The following is a 17,229-nucleotide window of genomic DNA, read 5'->3' as shown; positions in this document are numbered from 1 at the left end:
GCATGTTGAGAATGAAGGGCGCACTGCTCGCTGCTGTCGTGGCAGCGGCCTTGCCCGGTTGCAAGATCATCAGGACCCCGACCGCTGAGGAAAGGGCGGCGGCAGCGGCCAAGACCGCCTTCGACCCGAATGCGAAGGTCGAAGCGATTTGGCAGCCCCAGGTCGTACCCTATTTTGAGAAACGCGCGGGCGAGCTGAAGGAAGTGGCACAGCTTGCTGCCTCCAGCCCGGATCAAGCGGGGGAAAAATACGGCAACCCGCGCAAGCAAAGCAGTTCACCTTGGACCTATGCCGTCAAATTCACCGGCAAGGTGATCGCGGCCGATACGGCCTCGCGGGCGTCGACGCTCGACGTTGATACCGATGGCGACGGGAAGGTTGACGCGAGGGTACAAATCGGCCCGGCGCTCCGCGGCACGGCCCTGCGCGATACGCTGGACTTCGTCAACTTCAACGAATTCAAGAACCAGATTGAATGGGCCCAGTTCGGAAAGGCATTCAACGAGAAGGCCAACACGGCCTTCCTCGCCGCCGTACCGCGTGACGGGCTGGTCAGCAAGACCGTGACCGTGATCGGTGCCTTTCCATTGCCGAATGGGGGGCAGCTTCCGCTAGTCACACCTTCGGAACTCACGGTGGGATCATGAGCGTCAGCGAGACACCCAAGGAAGACATCATCTTGCGTCTCGAAGACGTGTCGAAGGTCTATTCGGGCATCGTCGCCGTCAAGCGCGCCAATCTCGAGCTTCGCCGTGGTGCGGTGAACGTTCTGGTCGGTGAGAACGGCGCCGGCAAGTCGACGCTGATGAAGATCATCGCCGGCGTCGAGCGCCCGACGCTCGGCCGCATAGTCTTGGATGGACAGTCCGTATCGTTCGACAGCCCTGCCGATGCCCAAGCAAATGGCATCGGGATGATCTTTCAGGAACTCAATCTCTTTGCCAACATGTCAATCGCCGAAAACATCTTCGCCACACGCGAGATCACCCGTGGCCTGCGCGGCATCGACCATAAGGCGCAGGTCAAGAAAGCAAACTCCTTTCTGAAACGCCTGGATGCAGGCATCGATGCGGAAACGATGGTCGAGGATCTGCCGATCGGCCAGCAGCAGCTCGTCGAAATTGCCAAGGCGATGTCACTGAATGCGCGCATCCTCATCATGGACGAGCCGACCTCGGCGCTTTCGGCGGCGGAGGTCGAGATCCTCTTCAAGGTGATCGCTGAGCTGAAGGCTCAAGGGGTCGCGATCGTCTACATCTCGCATCGACTGGATGAACTGATGCGCATTGGTGACTACATCACCGTGCTGCGCGACGGCCAGATCACCGGCCAGGCGATGATGCGCGATATCGATACGCGCTGGATCGTGCGCTCCATGATTGGTTCGGACGCCAAGGACTTTGCAAAATCGGTCGACCACCTGGCCGGCAGGGAAATGTTCCGCGCCGAGGATATCAGCCTTCCGCGGCCGACCGGAGGGCTTGCGGTCGACCACGTTTCTCTGTCCGTGAAGGCTGGCGAAATCCTCGGCATCTATGGCCTCATGGGCGCGGGACGTAGCGAATTCTTCGAGTGCGTGATCGGGCGTCACATGCATTCGACGGGCAAGATTTACATCGATGGCAAGGAGATACGCGCCCGCGATACCACGCGGCGAATACGCCGCGGCCTTGCGCTGATCCCGGAAGACCGGCAACGCGAGGGATTGGTCCAGGTGCTTTCCATCGCCTCCAACCTGACGCTGGCGAGCCTTGGCCGCTTCACCCGCCTCTTCCATATCGACAGCGGCGCCGAGAAGAATGCCATTCGCGATGCGATCAGGGACCTTTCGATCAAGGCGCCGAACCCGGACTTCGAGGTAACGTCTATGTCGGGCGGCAACCAGCAGAAGGTGGTGATCGGCAAGGCGCTGATGACCAACCCGAAAGTGCTTCTGATGGACGAGCCGAGCCGCGGGATCGATGTGGGTGCCAAAGCGGATGTGTTCCGCACCATGCGCCGGCTCGCAGCAAACGGGCTCGCCATTCTGTTTTCGACGTCTGACCTCGAGGAGGTCATGGCGCTTTCCGATCGCATCGCGGTCTTAAGCAACGGCCAACTGGTCGCCGTTTTCACGAGAAACGAGGCGACGCAAGACGCAATCATCGCGGCCTCGGCCAAGGGACATGGACATCAAGGGAAACTCGCGTCATGACGGCGGCCACCTCATCCACTTCTTCGCCGACGAGCGCGAACGGTTCTTTGCTCCTGACACTGATGAAGCTCAGGACATTCATCGCCCTTTTCGCCGTTATCATTTTCTTCGCGATCTTCGCTCCGAACTTCACCTCGACAGCGAACATGATCCTGATGTCGAAGCACGTTGCGCTCAATGCCTTCCTCGCCATGGGCATGACCTTCGTCATCATCACCGGCGGCATCGATTTGTCCGTGGGATCGATCGTCGGGCTTTGCGGCATGGTCGCCGGCGGGTTGATCCTTTACGGCATCGAGCTGCCAATCGGCTATACGATCTACTTCAACCTCTTCGAGATTGTGTTGATCACGCTATCGATCGGGTTGCTGATCGGCCTGATCAACGGCCTGCTGATCACCAAGCTCAATGTCGCCCCCTTCATCGCGACGCTCGGCACGCTGTATATCGCGCGCGGCTTGGCTCTGCTTTCCTCGGATGGCCAGACCTTTCCAAACCTTGTCGGGCGACCCGAGTATGCAACGACCGGCTTCGACTTCTTCGGTGCGGGGCGCATTCTCGGCCTGCCGGTGTCGATCTGGCTTCTGATCGTCGTCGCGCTCCTTGCCGCCTATGTCGCGCGCTCGACGCCAATTGGCAGGCATATCTTCGCCGTCGGCGGCAATGAACGCGCGGCACGCATGTCCGGTATCCGCGTCGATGTCGTGAAGATTTTCGTCTACATGTTCTCCGGCCTCTGCGCCGCGATCGTTGGTGTCATCATTTCCTCGGAGCTGATGGCTTCCCATCCGGCGACGGGCGAGAGCTTCGAGCTCAACGCGATCGCCGCTGCCGTCCTCGGCGGCACCTCAATGTCAGGCGGACGCGGGACAATCGGCGGCACGATCATCGGCGCCTTCGTCATCGGCATCCTGTCGGATGGATTGGTGATGATGGGCGTCTCCTCCTTCTGGCAGATGGTCATCAAGGGGTTGGTGATTATCATCGCTGTCGTTGTGGATCAGGCGCAACGCCGTCTGCAGCAGCGGGTTACTCTGATGCAAATGGCAAAGGCAGGTTGAAATGACGGGATTGAAAGGTGCATTGATCGGTTGCGGGTTCTTTGCGATCAATCAGATGCACGCCTGGAACGATGTCGACGGCGCCAAGATCGTTGCGATCTGTGACCGCGATCCGGATAGGCTGAAGACAGTCGGTGATCAGTTTGGCATTGAGCGGCGCTACCATGACGCGAATGCCCTGTTCGCGGACGGCGGGTTCGATTTCGTTGATATTGCCACGACGGTTCAAAGCCACCGGGTCCTTGTTGAAATGGCCGCGCACCACAAGGTGCCTACGATTTGCCAGAAGCCATTCGCCAAAACCCTGACCGATGCAAGGGCAATGGTCGCAGCGTGCCGTGCTGCAGGTATTCCGCTGATGGTACACGAGAACTTTCGCTGGCAGACACCAATCCAGGCTGTGCATAAGGTTCTGGACGCCGGATCGATCGGCACGCCGTTCTGGGGGCGCTTCTCTTTCCGTTCCGGTTACGATGTCTTCTCGGGCCAACCGTATCTAGCGGAGGGTGATCGATTCATTATCGAGGATCTTGGGATACACACGCTAGATATCGCTCGCTACATCCTTGGTGACGTCCTCACTGTCACTGCGCGTACCAAGCGCGTTAACCCAAGCATCAAGGGCGAGGACGTAGCGACAATTCTGCTCGACCATGAAAGCGGTGCGACGTCGATTGTCGACGTCAGCTATGCCACGAGACTTTCGAGAGAACCCTTCCCTGAGACATTGATCGAGCTCGATGGTTCCGAAGGAACGATCCGCCTGACACAAGGTTACCAACTTGAGGTAACCAACGCCAACGGAACCACGACCACCGACGTATCTCCGAAGCTCCTGTCGTGGGCGTCGCGCCCTTGGCACAACATCCAGGAGAGCGTCTACGCCATCCAGCAACACTGGGTCGATCAGTTGAAACTTGGCGTCGAGCACTCGACATCTGGGACCGACAATCTGAAGACGTTTGCACTCGTCGAAGGAGCCTATGAAAGCGCAGCCAGTGGGCAGGCGATCGACGTTAGAGCGATGCTGCGATGACGGTCGACCCTTTCCTGCTCTACGGCACCCGTGCCGTCGAAACGCCAGCGGTTCTGCTTCGCGCCGGAAAGCTTGAGGTCGACCTCGTCAATGGCAACCTGCGCACGATCCGCTACGATGGAACCGAGGTGCTGCGGGCGATTTCCTATCTTGTTCGCGACCGGGACTGGGGCACCTACAGCGCCGAGATCGCAGATCTAAAGATCGCGGAAAATGGCGATCTTTTCGAGGTGACCTATCGGGCCCGATGCAATGGACCGGCCGACACCAGTCTCGTTATCGACGTCCGCATCCTTGGACGCAGCGGCCACCTCGACTTCGAGGCCGAAGCTGTCTCGGAAACAGGATTCGAGACCAATCGCTGCGGCTTCTGCATTCTCCATCCGATCGTTGGAGTGGCCGGCGCCCAGGCTAGCGTCGAGCACGTCGACGGCGTGACAGAAGCAACACTGTTTCCTGATTTCATCGAGCCCTGGCAGCCGTTCAAGGACATGCGCGCCCTCACCCATGAGGTGATGCCTGATGTCACCGCAGAATGTCGCATGGAGGGAGACACATTCGAAATGGAGGATCAGCGAAACTGGTCGGACGCGTCTTATAAGACCTACACCAGGCCCCTCGCCTTGCCTTGGCCCTACCAGATAGGTCCAAACGCACCGGTCCGGCAAAAGGTATCGCTGATCATCAGGGATGATCGCACCGACATCTTTCACCCCACAGCAGAAACCTCCGGCGACCCCATCCGACTTGCGCTTGGAAAACGGTCCGGTACGATGCCGGCGATCGGCCTGGTAGTAACTCCAGAGGAAGCCAACACCACGCTTTCAGCGATCGCTGTCCTTTCGGAAGTCGCTCCGCAGGAGCTTCTCTTTCATTTCGATCCAGAGGCTGGCCACGGTGTCGACGATATGAAACGGCTTGCCGCAGTGGCCGCCAAACACACTGGCCGTGCGACCCTGGAGATTGCGCTTCCATGCAAGGCGTCTCCGGCGCAAGAAACGGCGGAGATCGCGCGATACCTGCGGGCCGCGGCATTCAAGCCGGATGCGATTATGATCTCACCTTCCGTGGATCGCCAGTCCACTCCGCCCGGCAGCGAATGGCCTGACTGCCCGCCCCTCGAAGAGATCTATCAGGCAGCCCATTGCGCCTTTGCGGGCATGCGCATCGGCGGCGGTATGCTGAGTTACTTTACCGAACTCAACCGCAAGCGTGTGCCGGACGGGCAACTCGGCTTCATCAGCCACTGTACCAACCCGATCGTCCATGCGGCCGACGATCTCAGCGTCATGCAGACATTGGAAGCCCTGCCCTTCATTACCCGCTCCGTGCGCGCCATTTACGGCGAAATGCCATATCGGATCGGTCCATCGACCATACCGATGCGACAAAACCCGTATGGGAGCCGGACGATGGAGAATCCGTCGGGCGGGCGCATCCCAATGGCCAACCGCGACCCTCGCCACAACGGTCGCTTCGCAGAGGCCTTCGCGCTCGGTTATGCGATACGCGTCCTCGATGCGAACCTCGAATGCTTGACGCTCTCGGCGCTGACCGGGCCGTTCGGGTTGATCGCGGGTCCTGGAGAACCAAGCAAGGAAGGCGATCGGCGCCCGTTGTTCGGCACCGTTCGCATACTCGCCGCATTGGCGGGAGCAGGTTGGCAAGAGTGCATCTCATCCTCGCCGTCGAAGATTCTCGCGTTCGCCACCACGGGTGCGGCGGGTTCGCAGCTCCACGTCGTCAACCTGACAAGCGAAAAGCAAGAAGTTGATTGCGGCGGGTTCAGGATTGCGGCAACCCACCCAGGGGTTAGCCTCGCCCTTCCCCCGTTCGGCACCGCTCTTCTCCCGCTCTTGGATTGACCTCAAGCACCTCAATTGCATCTATCGTATCGGAGTTCGATCTGGGGAGGTCGGTGTGAAAACCAAGAAGCTAATAAATTCCGGCGCGCATGCCGTCGATGAAATGCTGGAGGGCGTGCTGGCGGCACATCCGGACCACTTGTACGCTGTAGACGGTATGCCTCGCGCAATCGTCGCCAGGAACGGCCCTCGCAAGGGAAAGGTCGGATTTGTCATAGGCGGTGGTTCCGGCCACGAGCCGACCTTTCTCGGTTTCGTCGGCAAGGGACTTGCCGACGCTGCCGCCATAGGGAATGTCTTCGCGTCGCCGCCGCCCGATCCCATCGTCGCATGCGCAAGGGCCGCTGACGGTGGCGCAGGCGTCCTTTTCATGTATGGAAACTACGCTGGCGACGTCATGAATTTCGACATGGCGGCCGAGCTGCTCGCATTGGACGATATCGAGGCGCGGACTGTCTTGACGACGGATGACGTGGCTTCGGCTCCTCCCGACCAGAGCGACAAGCGGCGCGGCGTGGCCGGTAACGTCTTCATCTTCAAGGCGGCCGGGGCCGCATGTGATCTCATGTATTCCTTTGATGAGGTGGAGCGCGCCGCTCGCTATGCGAATTCACGAACATATTCGATGGGTGTTGCCCTCTCCCCTTGTTCGCTTCCGCAAACGCTTAAACCCAACTTCCTGATCGGCGAAGACGAGATGGAGATCGGCATGGGCATCCACGGGGAGCCCGGTGTAGCTCGCGGTTCGCTGAGATCGGCCGACGAGGTCACCGATCAGTTGATGGACGGCATTCTCCGGGAGATGAGCGCGCCTGCTGGCGATCGCGTCGCGGTACTGGTTAACTCGCTTGGTTCGACGCCCATGATGGAACTCTACATCATGATGCGGCGCGTGAAGTCGCGACTTGATGGCGCCGGGCTGGTGATCCACACGTCACTTGTCGGAAACTACTGTACGTCGCTTGAAATGGCCGGGGCATCGATCACCGTGATGCATCTCGATGATGAGCTGCAGAGATTGATCGATCATCCATGCGATTGCGCAATGTTCAAGAGGTGAGCCGATGGCGATCGCGACCAGGGACCTGCAACAGATGTTTTCGCTGATCGCAGAGGAAATCGGGAAGAACCGCGACCGCCTGTGCGAACTGGACGGGGTGATCGGCGACGGCGATCATGGTCTTGCCATGGACGCAGGTTGGCAAGCGGCGGCGAAGGCCATTGGCGAACTCGACCAGTCACAAGTTGTGCCGACACCTGCGTTTAACGCTGCTGCCAAGGCGTTCTTGAATGCGGTCGGCGCGTCATCTGGTCCGTTGTACGCGACTGCATTCATGCGTGCGGGAACTGCCGCCAAGGACAAGTCGGATCTATCGGACGATGACTTCCTTTGCGTGTTTAGCGCGATGGCACAGGGAATTCAGGACCGGGGCAAGGCCGAGCTTGGCGAGAAGACTATGATCGATGCCTGGAAGCCGGCGGCCGACGCTGCGTTGGAAGTAAGGCGGCTGGGAACCAATCTCTCCGGGTGCCTTGCGGCGGCGGTTGAGGCGGCGCGCAACGGCTGCGAGGCGACGCGTGGCATGATCGCGGCCAAAGGACGCTCCTCCCGGCTAGGGGATCGGGCAATAGGTCATGTTGACCCTGGCGCCGCTTCTGCAGTCATCGTCATCGAAGCGATATCGTCTTTTCTAGCGCGACACGATGATTAGCTCGTCATACCAGTTGACATGTCAATAACCATCTGTAAAAAGGGGGCGGCTTTACAAGAGGAGGACGGTAATGCTGACCCTATCTGCGAAATTGAAGTCCGCGAGCATTGCAATGGCCGTGGCGGCACTGTCTGCAACGCCGGTGCTGGCTGAGGATATCACGCTCTGGACCCTCAATTTCGACAACAACGCTGCGAATGTCGCTTTGAAAAAAGTCGCAACGGACTTCGAGGCTGCGAACCCCGGCACGCACGTTGAAATCGTCCAACGCGCCGTGGATGAGCATAAAACCGCGTTGCGCGTAGCTGCGGGATCCGACAAGGGCCCGGACATCTATTTCAGTTGGGCCGGACTTGGGCTCGGCGGTGAATACGTGAAGGCCGGCCTGTCGCTGCCGCTCGACAAGTACTATTCCGAGTACAAGTGGACCGACGAACTCCTCCCCTCTGCCGCTGCATTCGCTGATCTTTATCCTGGCGGCAAGCACGGCACGCCGTTCACCTTCAAGGGCGAGGCGGTGTACTACAACAAGAAGCTGTTTGAGCAGGCCGGCATCAAGGACGAGCCGAAGACCTACGAAGAGCTCCTGACCGCTGCAGAGAAACTGAAGGCCGCGGGCATCCCTGCCTTCACCTTCGGCGGAACCGTCAACTGGCACGTCATGCGCCTGATGGACGTCATCCTCGAAACGAAGTGCGGCGCCGAGAAGCATGACGCGCTAAAGGCGATGAAGGTCGACTGGACGAAGGAACCGTGCGCAACCGAGGCATTTGCTGAATTCGCGAAGTGGACGAAGGACTATACGCTGCAACCGTTCATGGGCATCGACAATAAGCAGTCCTACAGCCTGTTCACGGCCGGCCGTGCGGCCATGATGCTGGAAGGCGACTGGCTGGTCAGCCAGCTCGACGGCAGCGGCGCAAACCTCGACGACTATGGGATCTTCCCTTTCCCGACGAACACTGACCGTCTCTATGGGTTTGCCGAGTACAACTATGTCAGCACGAAGAGCAAGGCCCCTGACATTGCGGCCAAGTTCCTCGACTACTTCCTGTCCAACAAGGTTCAGCAGGATCTAGTCGGTCAGATCAGCTCGATCTCGGTCAACAAGAACGTTCAGTACACGAACCAGAAGCCTCTTGAAGCCGAGTGGCTCGACATCTTCAAGAAGTACGGCAAGGTGTACATGAACGGCGACCAGGCTTTCCCGCTTGATGTCACAACGGAGTATTTCCGCATCATCAACGAAGTCGCTTCCGGCAGCGTTGAGCCCGCGGACGCGGCAAAGCAGCTCCAGAGCTTCATCGCGAGCCGGACCTAATTCCTCCCAGAGCGCCAGCCGGTCGACGTCAATGTCGGTCGGCTGGTGCACCGTTCAAATGAGCTGGCAGGGTCCCGTCACTGCCAGGAGGAGAGCATGTCACTACGTCAAACGACACATGATCCGCGCATCCAGGCGCTCATTCTGCTCGTTCCAGCGTTGGCAATCTACGCTGTATTCGCCCTTTACCCGATGCTGAACGTCGTGGTTCTGAGCTTCCAGAAATGGAACGGATTGGACGCGAACCGCCAGTTCGTGGGACTTGCGAACTACACGGCAATCTTTACACGCGACCCCGTCTTTTGGGTGGCCTTCCGCAATACGGTCATCTGGACTCTGATGAGCGTGGTCTTTCCGCCGATGGTCGGCCTACTGTTGGCGCTTAGCCTCAATCAGAAGATCTTCGCACGCAACAGCCTGAGAGCCATCTTCTACTTGCCAGTTATCATCGCGCCGATCGCCGTCGCGACCATGTGGAAATGGATGTACGACCCCTTTTTCGGGCTCTTCAGCCAGATGCTGACTTCATGGGGCATGCAGGCGTGGATCAAGGACTGGCTTGGTAACAAGGACATCGCCCTCTATTCCGTCTTCGTCGCTTACATCTGGCAGACGGTCGGCTTTTCGATGGTCCTGTTCCTGGCTGGCCTGCAAAACGTTTCCCAGACGCTCGTCGAGGCCGCGCGCATCGATGGCGCCGGGCGCTGGGCGGTGTTCAAGCACGTGACGCTGCCGGCCTTGCGTCCGACGATCACAATCGTACTGGTGCTTTCCATCATCTCGTCCCTCAAGGCGTTTGATATCGTCTACGGCCTTACGGGTGGCGGCCCGGCTCAATCCACGCAGATGCTGGCCCTTTGGGCGTTCACGCAGGCGATGCAGATCTTCGATTTTGGTCGCGGCGCCGCGATCTCGGTCGTCCTGCTGCTGATCACGATGGCGGTTGTCATCCCCTACCTCAGATGGACGCAGAAGCACGAGGAGGTTGACGCGTGACAGCAATCCCGACCGATCCCACCGTTGTGCATCTCGAGGCGCAACCGTCCTCGATGAAGCGTGATCCCATCTTGATTGGCCTGTGGATCGCACTGGTTATCGTGGCGCTGATCTGGGTCGCCCCGTTCGTCTTCATCGTGTTCACGTCCCTGAAGACGCCGGCTGCGGTGACGAGTACCGGCGCCTTCATACCGCCGACCGAACTTGCCTTCGACAACTACAGCGGGGCTTGGAGCCGGGGCAACTTCGCGAATTCGTTTTTCAACAGCGTTATCATCACGGTCATCAAGGTGCCGCTCGGCCTGATGCTGTCTGCGATGGCGGCCTACGCGCTGGCCAAAATCAAGCTCAAGTTCACCAAGGTCCTTCTCCTGCTCGTCGTCTTCGGCACGATGATCCCCTTTCAGGTCATGCTCGCACCTCTGTTCACTTTGGTGAATTCGTTCGGGCTCATTGACACCTATCCGGGCGTCATCCTTCCCTACATCGCCTTCGGCGTTCCCTACCAGGTCTTCATCCTGCACGGCTTCTTCAAGGGGATTCCGAAGGAGCTGTCGGAAGCCGCGCTCATCGACGGTGCGACCCACTTCACGATCTTCAGGCGGATATTCCTTCCCGTATGCCTGCCCGTTCTCGCGGCGCTGCTCATTCTCGACTTTGTCTCGACCTGGAATGAATTCGCCATGGCGCTGGTGCTTCTGCAAGACCAGCACATGTGGACACTGCCGCTGGGCCTAATGTCGTTCCAGGGGCAGTTCTCAAGCAACTACGGACAGCTCAACGCCGCCATCGTCATGACAGTTCTGCCGGCGACGATCGTCTACCTGATGTTCCAACGCTATTTCGTGTCCGGCCTCACGTCCGGTGCGGTCAAGGGCTGAGGCAACAATATTATTCTACGAGGAGAGAATTCAATGTCCAATGCAACGGTCGAAAAATGGGGCGTGTTCGAGGCCTCCTTCCAAGGGCCCTCCAACGGCAATCCCTATATCGACGTGGCATTCGATGCCATCTTTACGCACAAGAGCCGCGAGGTACGGGTTCCGGGCTTTTACGATGGCAACGGAACCTACCGTGTGCGCTTCATGCCTGATGTCGAGGGCGAATGGTCTTTCCGCACCCGCTCCAAGACCGCAGCACTTGACGGAAAGACAGGAGCCTTGATCGCCACCACGCCGTCCTCTGCCAACCACGGCCCGGTGCGAGTGCGCAACAAGTTCCATTTCGCCTACGCCGACGGCACACCGTTCTTCTCATTCGGTACAACTTGCTATGCCTGGACGCATCAGCCGCTTGAAATGCAGCAGCAGACGCTTGAGACGTTGAAGAAGACGAAGTTCAACAAAATCCGCATGGGTGTCTTCCCGAAGGACTACCCCTACAACGTCAATGAGCCGCTCTATGCCTGCTTCGAAAAGGGCGCTGACGGCAAGGAAGACTTCGACCGTCCAAATCCGGTGCTCTTCCAGCACTTCGACAGCCGAGTTGCAGCATTGTGCGAGCTTGGCATCGAAGCCGACATCATCATCTTCCACCCCTACGACCGCTGGGGCTACGCAGATATGTCAGCGGAGCAGGACTACCGCTACGTCGCCTATCTCGCGGCACGTCTGTCGGCATATCGGAATGTCTGGTGGTCGCTTGCCAATGAGTATGACTTCTTGATCGACACCAAACCGATGGAGCAGTGGGATCGCTACTTCCACATTCTGGAAGAAAACGATCCGTACCAGCATTTGCGCTCAATCCACAACGGCGACGTGACCGCGAATTTCGACCATCGCAAGCCTTGGGTCACGCATACCTGCATCCAAAACCCCGACGTCAAGCGCACCCAGGAATGGCGCAACGCCTATGGCAAGCCTGTCGTCAACGACGAGCCGGAATATGAAGGCGACATCCTGCAGTCCTGGGGCAATCTCTCCGCCCAGGAACTGGTGCACCGCTACTGGATCACACTGACGCGCGGCGGCTATGTCGGCCATGGCGAGACCTATTCGCATGCTGAGGATCTAATCTGGTGGGCAAAGGGCGGCGAGCTTCGCGGCGAGGCCTGGAAGCGCATCGGCTTCCTGCGGGACCTGCTCGAGGCCGACGTGAAGCACGGACTGGAGCCGCTCGGCACCATCGGTGAGTGGCCCTGGTCGCGCGTCTCGGGCGCACTGGACGGCGACGGCGATTTCCGCCTGATCTATCTGGGTGAGCATCAGCCGGTCATCTGGTCCTCGGGCTTGCCGCTCGACGGCACCGACTACGATGTCGATATCATCGACACCTGGGAGATGACGATCACGCCGGCCGAGAAGGTTGCAGCACCGGTGCCGCACCCCACCCGTCATGGCGCAATCGTGCGGGGTGGAAAGCCGGATGCCGCCTTTGGCGTCGTGATTCCGCGCAAGCCGTATCAGGCGCTACGCGTTCGTAGAATGCGCTAGTTTAGGGGTTTCAAATGTCTGGATTGAACATCAAGAACGTCAAGAAGTCCTTCGGCGCCGTCGACATCATCCATGGCGTCGATGTCGATATTGCCGATGGCGAATTCGTCATTCTTGTCGGCCCCTCCGGCTGCGGCAAGTCCACGCTGTTGCGAATGATCGCCGGGCTCGAGGAGATCTCGGCTGGCCAGATCAGCATCGACGGCAGGGTCGTCAACAATCTGCAGCCGAAGGACCGCAATATCGCAATGGTCTTCCAGAACTACGCGCTTTATCCGCAGATGACGGTTGCCCAGAACATGGGCTTTGCGCTTGAACTTGCTGGCGTGAAGCGGCCGGAAATCGACAAGAAGGTCAGCGAGGCCGCGGCCATCCTTGGACTGCAGCCTCTGCTCGAGCGCAAACCCGCGCAGTTGTCCGGCGGACAGCGACAGCGCGTCGCCATGGGACGCGCCATTGTTCGAGATCCCAAGGTGTTTCTCTTCGACGAACCCCTCTCGAACCTCGACGCCAAGCTGCGTGTCAAGATGAGGGCCGAGATCAAGGCACTCCATCAGCGCCTGAAGACGACGATCGTATACGTCACTCACGACCAGATCGAAGCCATGACCATGGCAGACAAGATCGTCGTTCTACAGGGTGGTCGCGTCGAGCAGATCGGCAGCCCTCTCGAGCTGTACGATCGGCCGCGGAATGTGTTCGTCGCCGGCTTCTTGGGCTCGCCCGCGATGAACTTCCTGGAGGGAAGTCTACAAGATTCTGGCGGTCCCTTGTTCACCTTGGCGGGCGGTTCGCGCGCGAAACTGTCACGCGCGCCAAGCGCGTCGGCAGGCAGGCCGTTGGTGCTCGGGATCCGACCGGAAGATATTGCGCTGGGCGGCGAGGATGGTGTTGACGCAGTCGTCAAGGTCGTCGAGCCTACTGGCTCGGAAACCCACGTTGCCGTCGACGTGGAAGGCAAGGAACTCACATGGGTTGTCCGCGAACGTGTCGAGCTTGTTCCCGATCAGCGCGTGAAGCTTTCCTTTGAAACTGCCAAGGTTCATTTCTTCGACCATCAGACTCACCAACGTCTCGACGCTTAGTCCGGCATAGAGAACTTGCATTGAACAAACCGGAATTCTTGATGCTGTGTCTATATCGCGAGTGAGAGAAATCGCCATGGAGGTTTCGCAATATGCGCTCGGCAGCGCGGACAAGGTCTGGGGCGGCATGCTTTCGGGGCGAGATCCCCTGCCCGCTGGGACGCCCGGCCTTGGGACACGGTCGCGCTGACGCGTGCAAAGGAATCCTTGCAAGCTTGCGCGCACGATATTGGATATCTTTGAGCGGGGGACGGCGTGACAAGCGCGCTCTCATGTCTCTGGAGGGGTGGCCCACCGAGCGCTCCTGCCTATCTCTTTGCCATGACAACAAGCTAGCAGGCGACCACCATGAGCCGTGTCTTCATTACAGGATCCACCGACGGTCTCGGATTGGCTGCGGCGCGCACCTTGATGGACGACGGGCATGAGGTCGTGCTGCATGCTCGGTCCAACGACAGGGCGTTGGCCGTGGCCTGCCTGCGCCCCAGAGCTTTGGCGCTCGTCGTCGGCGATCTTAGCAGCGGCGCGGAGACGCGTTCCATCGCGGAACAAGTCAACGAGATCGGGCGGATGGACGCCGTCATCCACAATGCCGGCATCTACTCCGAGAGACGTCGTGGGGGCACGCCCGAAGGTCATGCGAAGATTCTGGCGGTCAACACGTTGGCACCATACCTGCTCACGGCCTTGATCAATCGACCCAATCGCCTGGTCTATTTAAGCAGCGGCATGCACCAGAGTGGTGGTGGGTCGATTGACGACATCGACTGGAAAAGGCGCGCTTGGAATACAAGCCAGGCCTATTGCGAAAGCAAGCTCCATGTCGCCACCATCGCGGCGGCCGTTGCGCGGTACTGGCCTGGGGTCCTCAGCAATGCTGTGGATCCCGGCTGGGTGCCCACGAAGATGGGCGGGCCTGGAGCGCCCGATGATCTAGAGATGGGCTATCAGACCCAGACCTGGCTGGCGACAAGCGACGACGAGGCCGCGAAGATAAGCGGTGCCTACTGGTATCACCGCCGGCAGCGTCAACCAGCCGCAGAAGTCTCGGACGCGGCCTATCAGGACAGGCTTATGGATAAGCTGGCAGATCTCACGGGCGTCCGGCTATTTGACTTAATATCAAGCCGATTGCCTTGATATTAAGTTCAGTTGACCTGAGTGGCGGAATCCTGGTTCACTCTCCGGCGGCACTTGTTGCAAAATAGCGCAAAATAGAAACTCAGATCACGGTCTCACGCCTTTGCGGAGATCGCGCTCAGTTCCTCGAGGTCGAGGTCCCGTTCAAGTTCCTGCAACGTTTCATCATCGATCTCACCAGCACGATGAAGGCGGATTAGTTCCCGGCGTCCGGATGCTACTGCTTCAAGAACGACGTCGAAATGGGCATGGAGGACCGGCACGTAGTGTTCGGTCCGTGCGGCGTAGTCGACGATCGCCGTTGCCCTGCGCTGATACTGCTCCAGCAATCGAGGATGGATGAGTTTTCCTTCGGCGTCGTACGCCAGACTTTGTATGGTCGTCAGTTGCGCCTGGGCCATTGCGGCTTCGGCCTCACTCATTGTGAGGCGTGCCTTTTCCGCGTCGTGTTCGGTCAGCTTCGCCCAGGCGATGACGCGCCCCAGCGTCGTGCCCTGCACGAGCACCGTTGCCAAGATCGCGGCGAATGATGTTACCAGGATAAAGTCGCGGCTAGGAAATCCCTCCGGCAAGCTGAGGGCAAGGGCGAGCGTGACGACGCCGCGCACGCCCGCCCAGCTCAGGACGGTCGCACCACCGACGCCGAGAGGCTGCGTTCGGGCCAGCCCCGAGGCAGTGCAGAACTTGATGACAAGATCGGATCCGAAAACCCAGGCAAAGCGCGCGACGACGAGCGTGACGAGAATCGCAATGGCCGGTAATCCCATTGTCGCAACGACCGTGCCAAAGCCACCACCACGCTCGACGACGTCCCGCAGGGACAGGCCGATCAATATGAAGACCGCAGCCTCCATCAGGAAGACCATGACGGTCCAGAACGACGTCCCTCGCATGCGTGTCGCTGCCGAAAGTACGGTGTGCTGGTGCCAGGTCGCGATCAGGCCGGTGGTGACGGTGGCGATGACGCCTGAAACGTGAAGCAGTTCTCCAAGCAGATAGGAAATCCAAGCGAGCAGCGTCGTGGCCGCAATGATGAGGTATTCGTCGCCGAGACGGCGGACGAACTTCACCCATGCGGCACCGACAACGACGCCGACGACCGCACCACCAACCGCCAGCAGGAGGAAGTTGCCAACCGCCCCCACCGAACTGAAGGTACCTGTCGCGACGGCGGCAACCGCAAAACGGAAAAGCACCAGGCCGCTCGCATCGTTCAGGAGGCTCTCGCCTTCCAGCAGAATCTGGAGCCGACGGGGCAGCCTTACGCGCTCCAGCACGGCGCGGGCGGAAACGGCGTCAGGCGGCGATACGATCGCGCCAAGTGCCGCGCAGGCAGCCCACGGAAGCGACGGGAAAAGGAGATGGGTCACCACGGCCACGACGGCGCAGGTGAAGAACACCGCCCCCACGGCGAGCGACGCGATACCGACCATGTGACGGCGCAGTCGTTCCACAGCGATGGACCAAGCGCCGTCGAGCAGAAGCGGTGGGAGGAAGATGACGAGCACCAGCTCTGGATTGACGGTGATTGCAGGCAGACCCGGCAAGAACGCGAGTGTCGCCCCTCCAGCAAGCAATGCGACTGAGGGCGGCAGTCCCAGTCTGTGGGCCGCGTAGTGGAGCGCGATGATCGCAAGAAACATTGCGATCACCAGTTCAAACAAGTGAGTTCCATCCATGCTTACCCCCGACATGGTCCTCGTCTCGAGGGGCTCATCAAAGGACTTGTCCAATCAAAGCGCAACACCGCACGTCGATCGGACGCAGATTGCTGAAGACTCCATTGCCTTCAGCGAGGATCGAAGACCGGAATCCTCAAGGAGGTCTTGGTCAGGTCTCCGCCGTATTCTCCCAGGATCGTCCTCGTCCGTTGCAGGTCTGATCCGTACGTTTGAGGTAGGGGATGTCATTTCGACCGGGTCATCCTTTCGTTTTTTTGTTGCCGAACGGCTTTCCATGCAATGCAATCATCGATCGTCACTGGCCTCGGTATAGCAAGGCTTCGACGAGAACAGAAAAGGCCGCCGAGGGCTGCCTCCTGTTTGGGTAATAAAGGTGATAGCCAGCGAATGTGGACACCAGTCCTCCGAGGTGTCCGCGGGGCTGGCCGGGGCGCAAGCCAGGCCAGAGTTTGCCTTCGCCACGTCCGCAGTTGCCGAGCGTGCCCATCCGTACACCCTCGCTTCGGCATGGCATCGCCTCCTCGTCCCACCGCACCAGCAACGTTTAACTCTCGCCGTTCACATCCATCGTCTAGGCGCGATGGCGCACTGGAATGCCGTGACCGACGCGGGCCGCCTGAAGACCCAGGTAACTTTGAACAAACAACCGCTAACGTGACATCATGCCGGTGCCCGTGTCTTGGGACGCACAACCTGCAAAGG

Annotated in this window: 14 protein-coding genes and 1 pseudogene; 13 read left to right on the top strand and 2 right to left on the bottom strand. The window is 59.5% G+C overall.

Annotated features, from left to right (window positions below):
- The first annotated feature begins 2 nt into the window (after window positions 1-2).
- The 13 genes from PMI09_RS01385 to PMI09_RS01325 all read left to right on the top strand — a co-directional run bounded on the left by PMI09_RS01385 (window position 3) and on the right by PMI09_RS01325 (window position 14,845).
- On the top strand, window positions 3-647 hold the full coding sequence (locus PMI09_RS01385) for a DUF2291 family protein (RefSeq protein WP_007788125.1): 645 nt from the start codon (window positions 3-5) through the stop codon (window positions 645-647).
- The gene (locus tag PMI09_RS01380; protein ID WP_007788123.1) at window positions 644-2,194 is read left to right on the top strand and encodes a sugar ABC transporter ATP-binding protein; all 1,551 of its coding nucleotides are present in this window, start codon (window positions 644-646) and stop codon (window positions 2,192-2,194) included. Before PMI09_RS01385 ends, PMI09_RS01380 begins: the two co-directional genes overlap by 4 nt.
- The gene (locus PMI09_RS01375; RefSeq protein ID WP_007788121.1) at window positions 2,191-3,255 is read left to right on the top strand and encodes an ABC transporter permease; all 1,065 of its coding nucleotides are present in this window, start codon (window positions 2,191-2,193) and stop codon (window positions 3,253-3,255) included. Before PMI09_RS01380 ends, PMI09_RS01375 begins: the two co-directional genes overlap by 4 nt.
- Window position 3,256: 1 nt before the next feature.
- Complete coding sequence (locus PMI09_RS01370; protein WP_007788119.1) at window positions 3,257-4,291, top strand: Gfo/Idh/MocA family protein; 1,035 nt, start codon at window positions 3,257-3,259, stop codon at window positions 4,289-4,291.
- The gene (gene apnL / locus PMI09_RS01365; RefSeq protein ID WP_007788117.1) at window positions 4,288-6,156 is read left to right on the top strand and encodes a D-apionate lactonase; all 1,869 of its coding nucleotides are present in this window, start codon (window positions 4,288-4,290) and stop codon (window positions 6,154-6,156) included. Before PMI09_RS01370 ends, apnL begins: the two co-directional genes overlap by 4 nt.
- 55 nt (window positions 6,157-6,211) lie before the next feature.
- Complete coding sequence (locus PMI09_RS01360; RefSeq protein WP_007788115.1) at window positions 6,212-7,216, top strand: dihydroxyacetone kinase subunit DhaK; 1,005 nt, start codon at window positions 6,212-6,214, stop codon at window positions 7,214-7,216.
- Between the two features lie 4 nt (window positions 7,217-7,220).
- Window positions 7,221-7,868, top strand: a complete 648-nt coding sequence (gene dhaL / locus PMI09_RS01355; protein WP_007788113.1) for a dihydroxyacetone kinase subunit DhaL — start codon at window positions 7,221-7,223, stop codon at window positions 7,866-7,868.
- Between the two features lie 70 nt (window positions 7,869-7,938).
- Window positions 7,939-9,189 carry an extracellular solute-binding protein gene (locus PMI09_RS01350; protein ID WP_007788111.1) on the top strand — a complete coding sequence of 417 codons (1,251 nt, stop codon included), beginning with the start codon at window positions 7,939-7,941 and terminating at the stop codon, window positions 9,187-9,189.
- A gap of 96 nt (window positions 9,190-9,285) precedes the next feature.
- Window positions 9,286-10,185: a carbohydrate ABC transporter permease gene (locus PMI09_RS01345; RefSeq protein WP_007788109.1), complete on the top strand. Its 900-nt coding sequence runs from the start codon at window positions 9,286-9,288 to the stop codon at window positions 10,183-10,185.
- A complete protein-coding gene (locus PMI09_RS01340) occupies window positions 10,182-11,066 on the top strand; it encodes a carbohydrate ABC transporter permease (protein WP_007788107.1) in 885 nt (294 codons plus the stop codon). The genes PMI09_RS01345 and PMI09_RS01340 overlap by 4 nt, the downstream gene beginning before the upstream one ends.
- 33 nt (window positions 11,067-11,099) lie before the next feature.
- The gene (locus PMI09_RS01335; protein ID WP_007788106.1) at window positions 11,100-12,620 is read left to right on the top strand and encodes a DUF5060 domain-containing protein; all 1,521 of its coding nucleotides are present in this window, start codon (window positions 11,100-11,102) and stop codon (window positions 12,618-12,620) included.
- 14 nt (window positions 12,621-12,634) lie between these two features.
- The gene (locus PMI09_RS01330; RefSeq protein WP_007788104.1) at window positions 12,635-13,705 is read left to right on the top strand and encodes an ABC transporter ATP-binding protein; all 1,071 of its coding nucleotides are present in this window, start codon (window positions 12,635-12,637) and stop codon (window positions 13,703-13,705) included.
- 348 nt (window positions 13,706-14,053) lie between these two features.
- Window positions 14,054-14,845 (top strand): SDR family NAD(P)-dependent oxidoreductase, encoded by a 792-nt coding sequence (locus PMI09_RS01325; protein ID WP_007788099.1) that lies wholly within the window; start codon window positions 14,054-14,056, stop codon window positions 14,843-14,845.
- Between the two features lie 95 nt (window positions 14,846-14,940).
- On the opposite strand, the gene PMI09_RS01320 is transcribed toward PMI09_RS01325, so the two are convergent.
- Window positions 14,941-16,524 (bottom strand): Na+/H+ antiporter, encoded by a 1,584-nt coding sequence (locus PMI09_RS01320; protein ID WP_037081485.1) that lies wholly within the window; start codon window positions 16,522-16,524, stop codon window positions 14,941-14,943.
- Window positions 16,525-16,822: 298 nt separating this feature from the next.
- Window positions 16,823-16,932 (bottom strand): annotated as a pseudogene (locus PMI09_RS31945) (LysR family transcriptional regulator); the annotation flags it as partial.
- Between the last annotated feature and the right edge of the window lie 297 nt (window positions 16,933-17,229).

Source organism: Rhizobium sp. CF122 (assembly GCF_000282035.1).
Taxonomy (GTDB): domain Bacteria; phylum Pseudomonadota; class Alphaproteobacteria; order Rhizobiales; family Rhizobiaceae; genus Rhizobium.
Note: the sequence above shows the minus strand (reverse complement) of the source record. Positions and strands in the feature narration are given on the sequence as shown.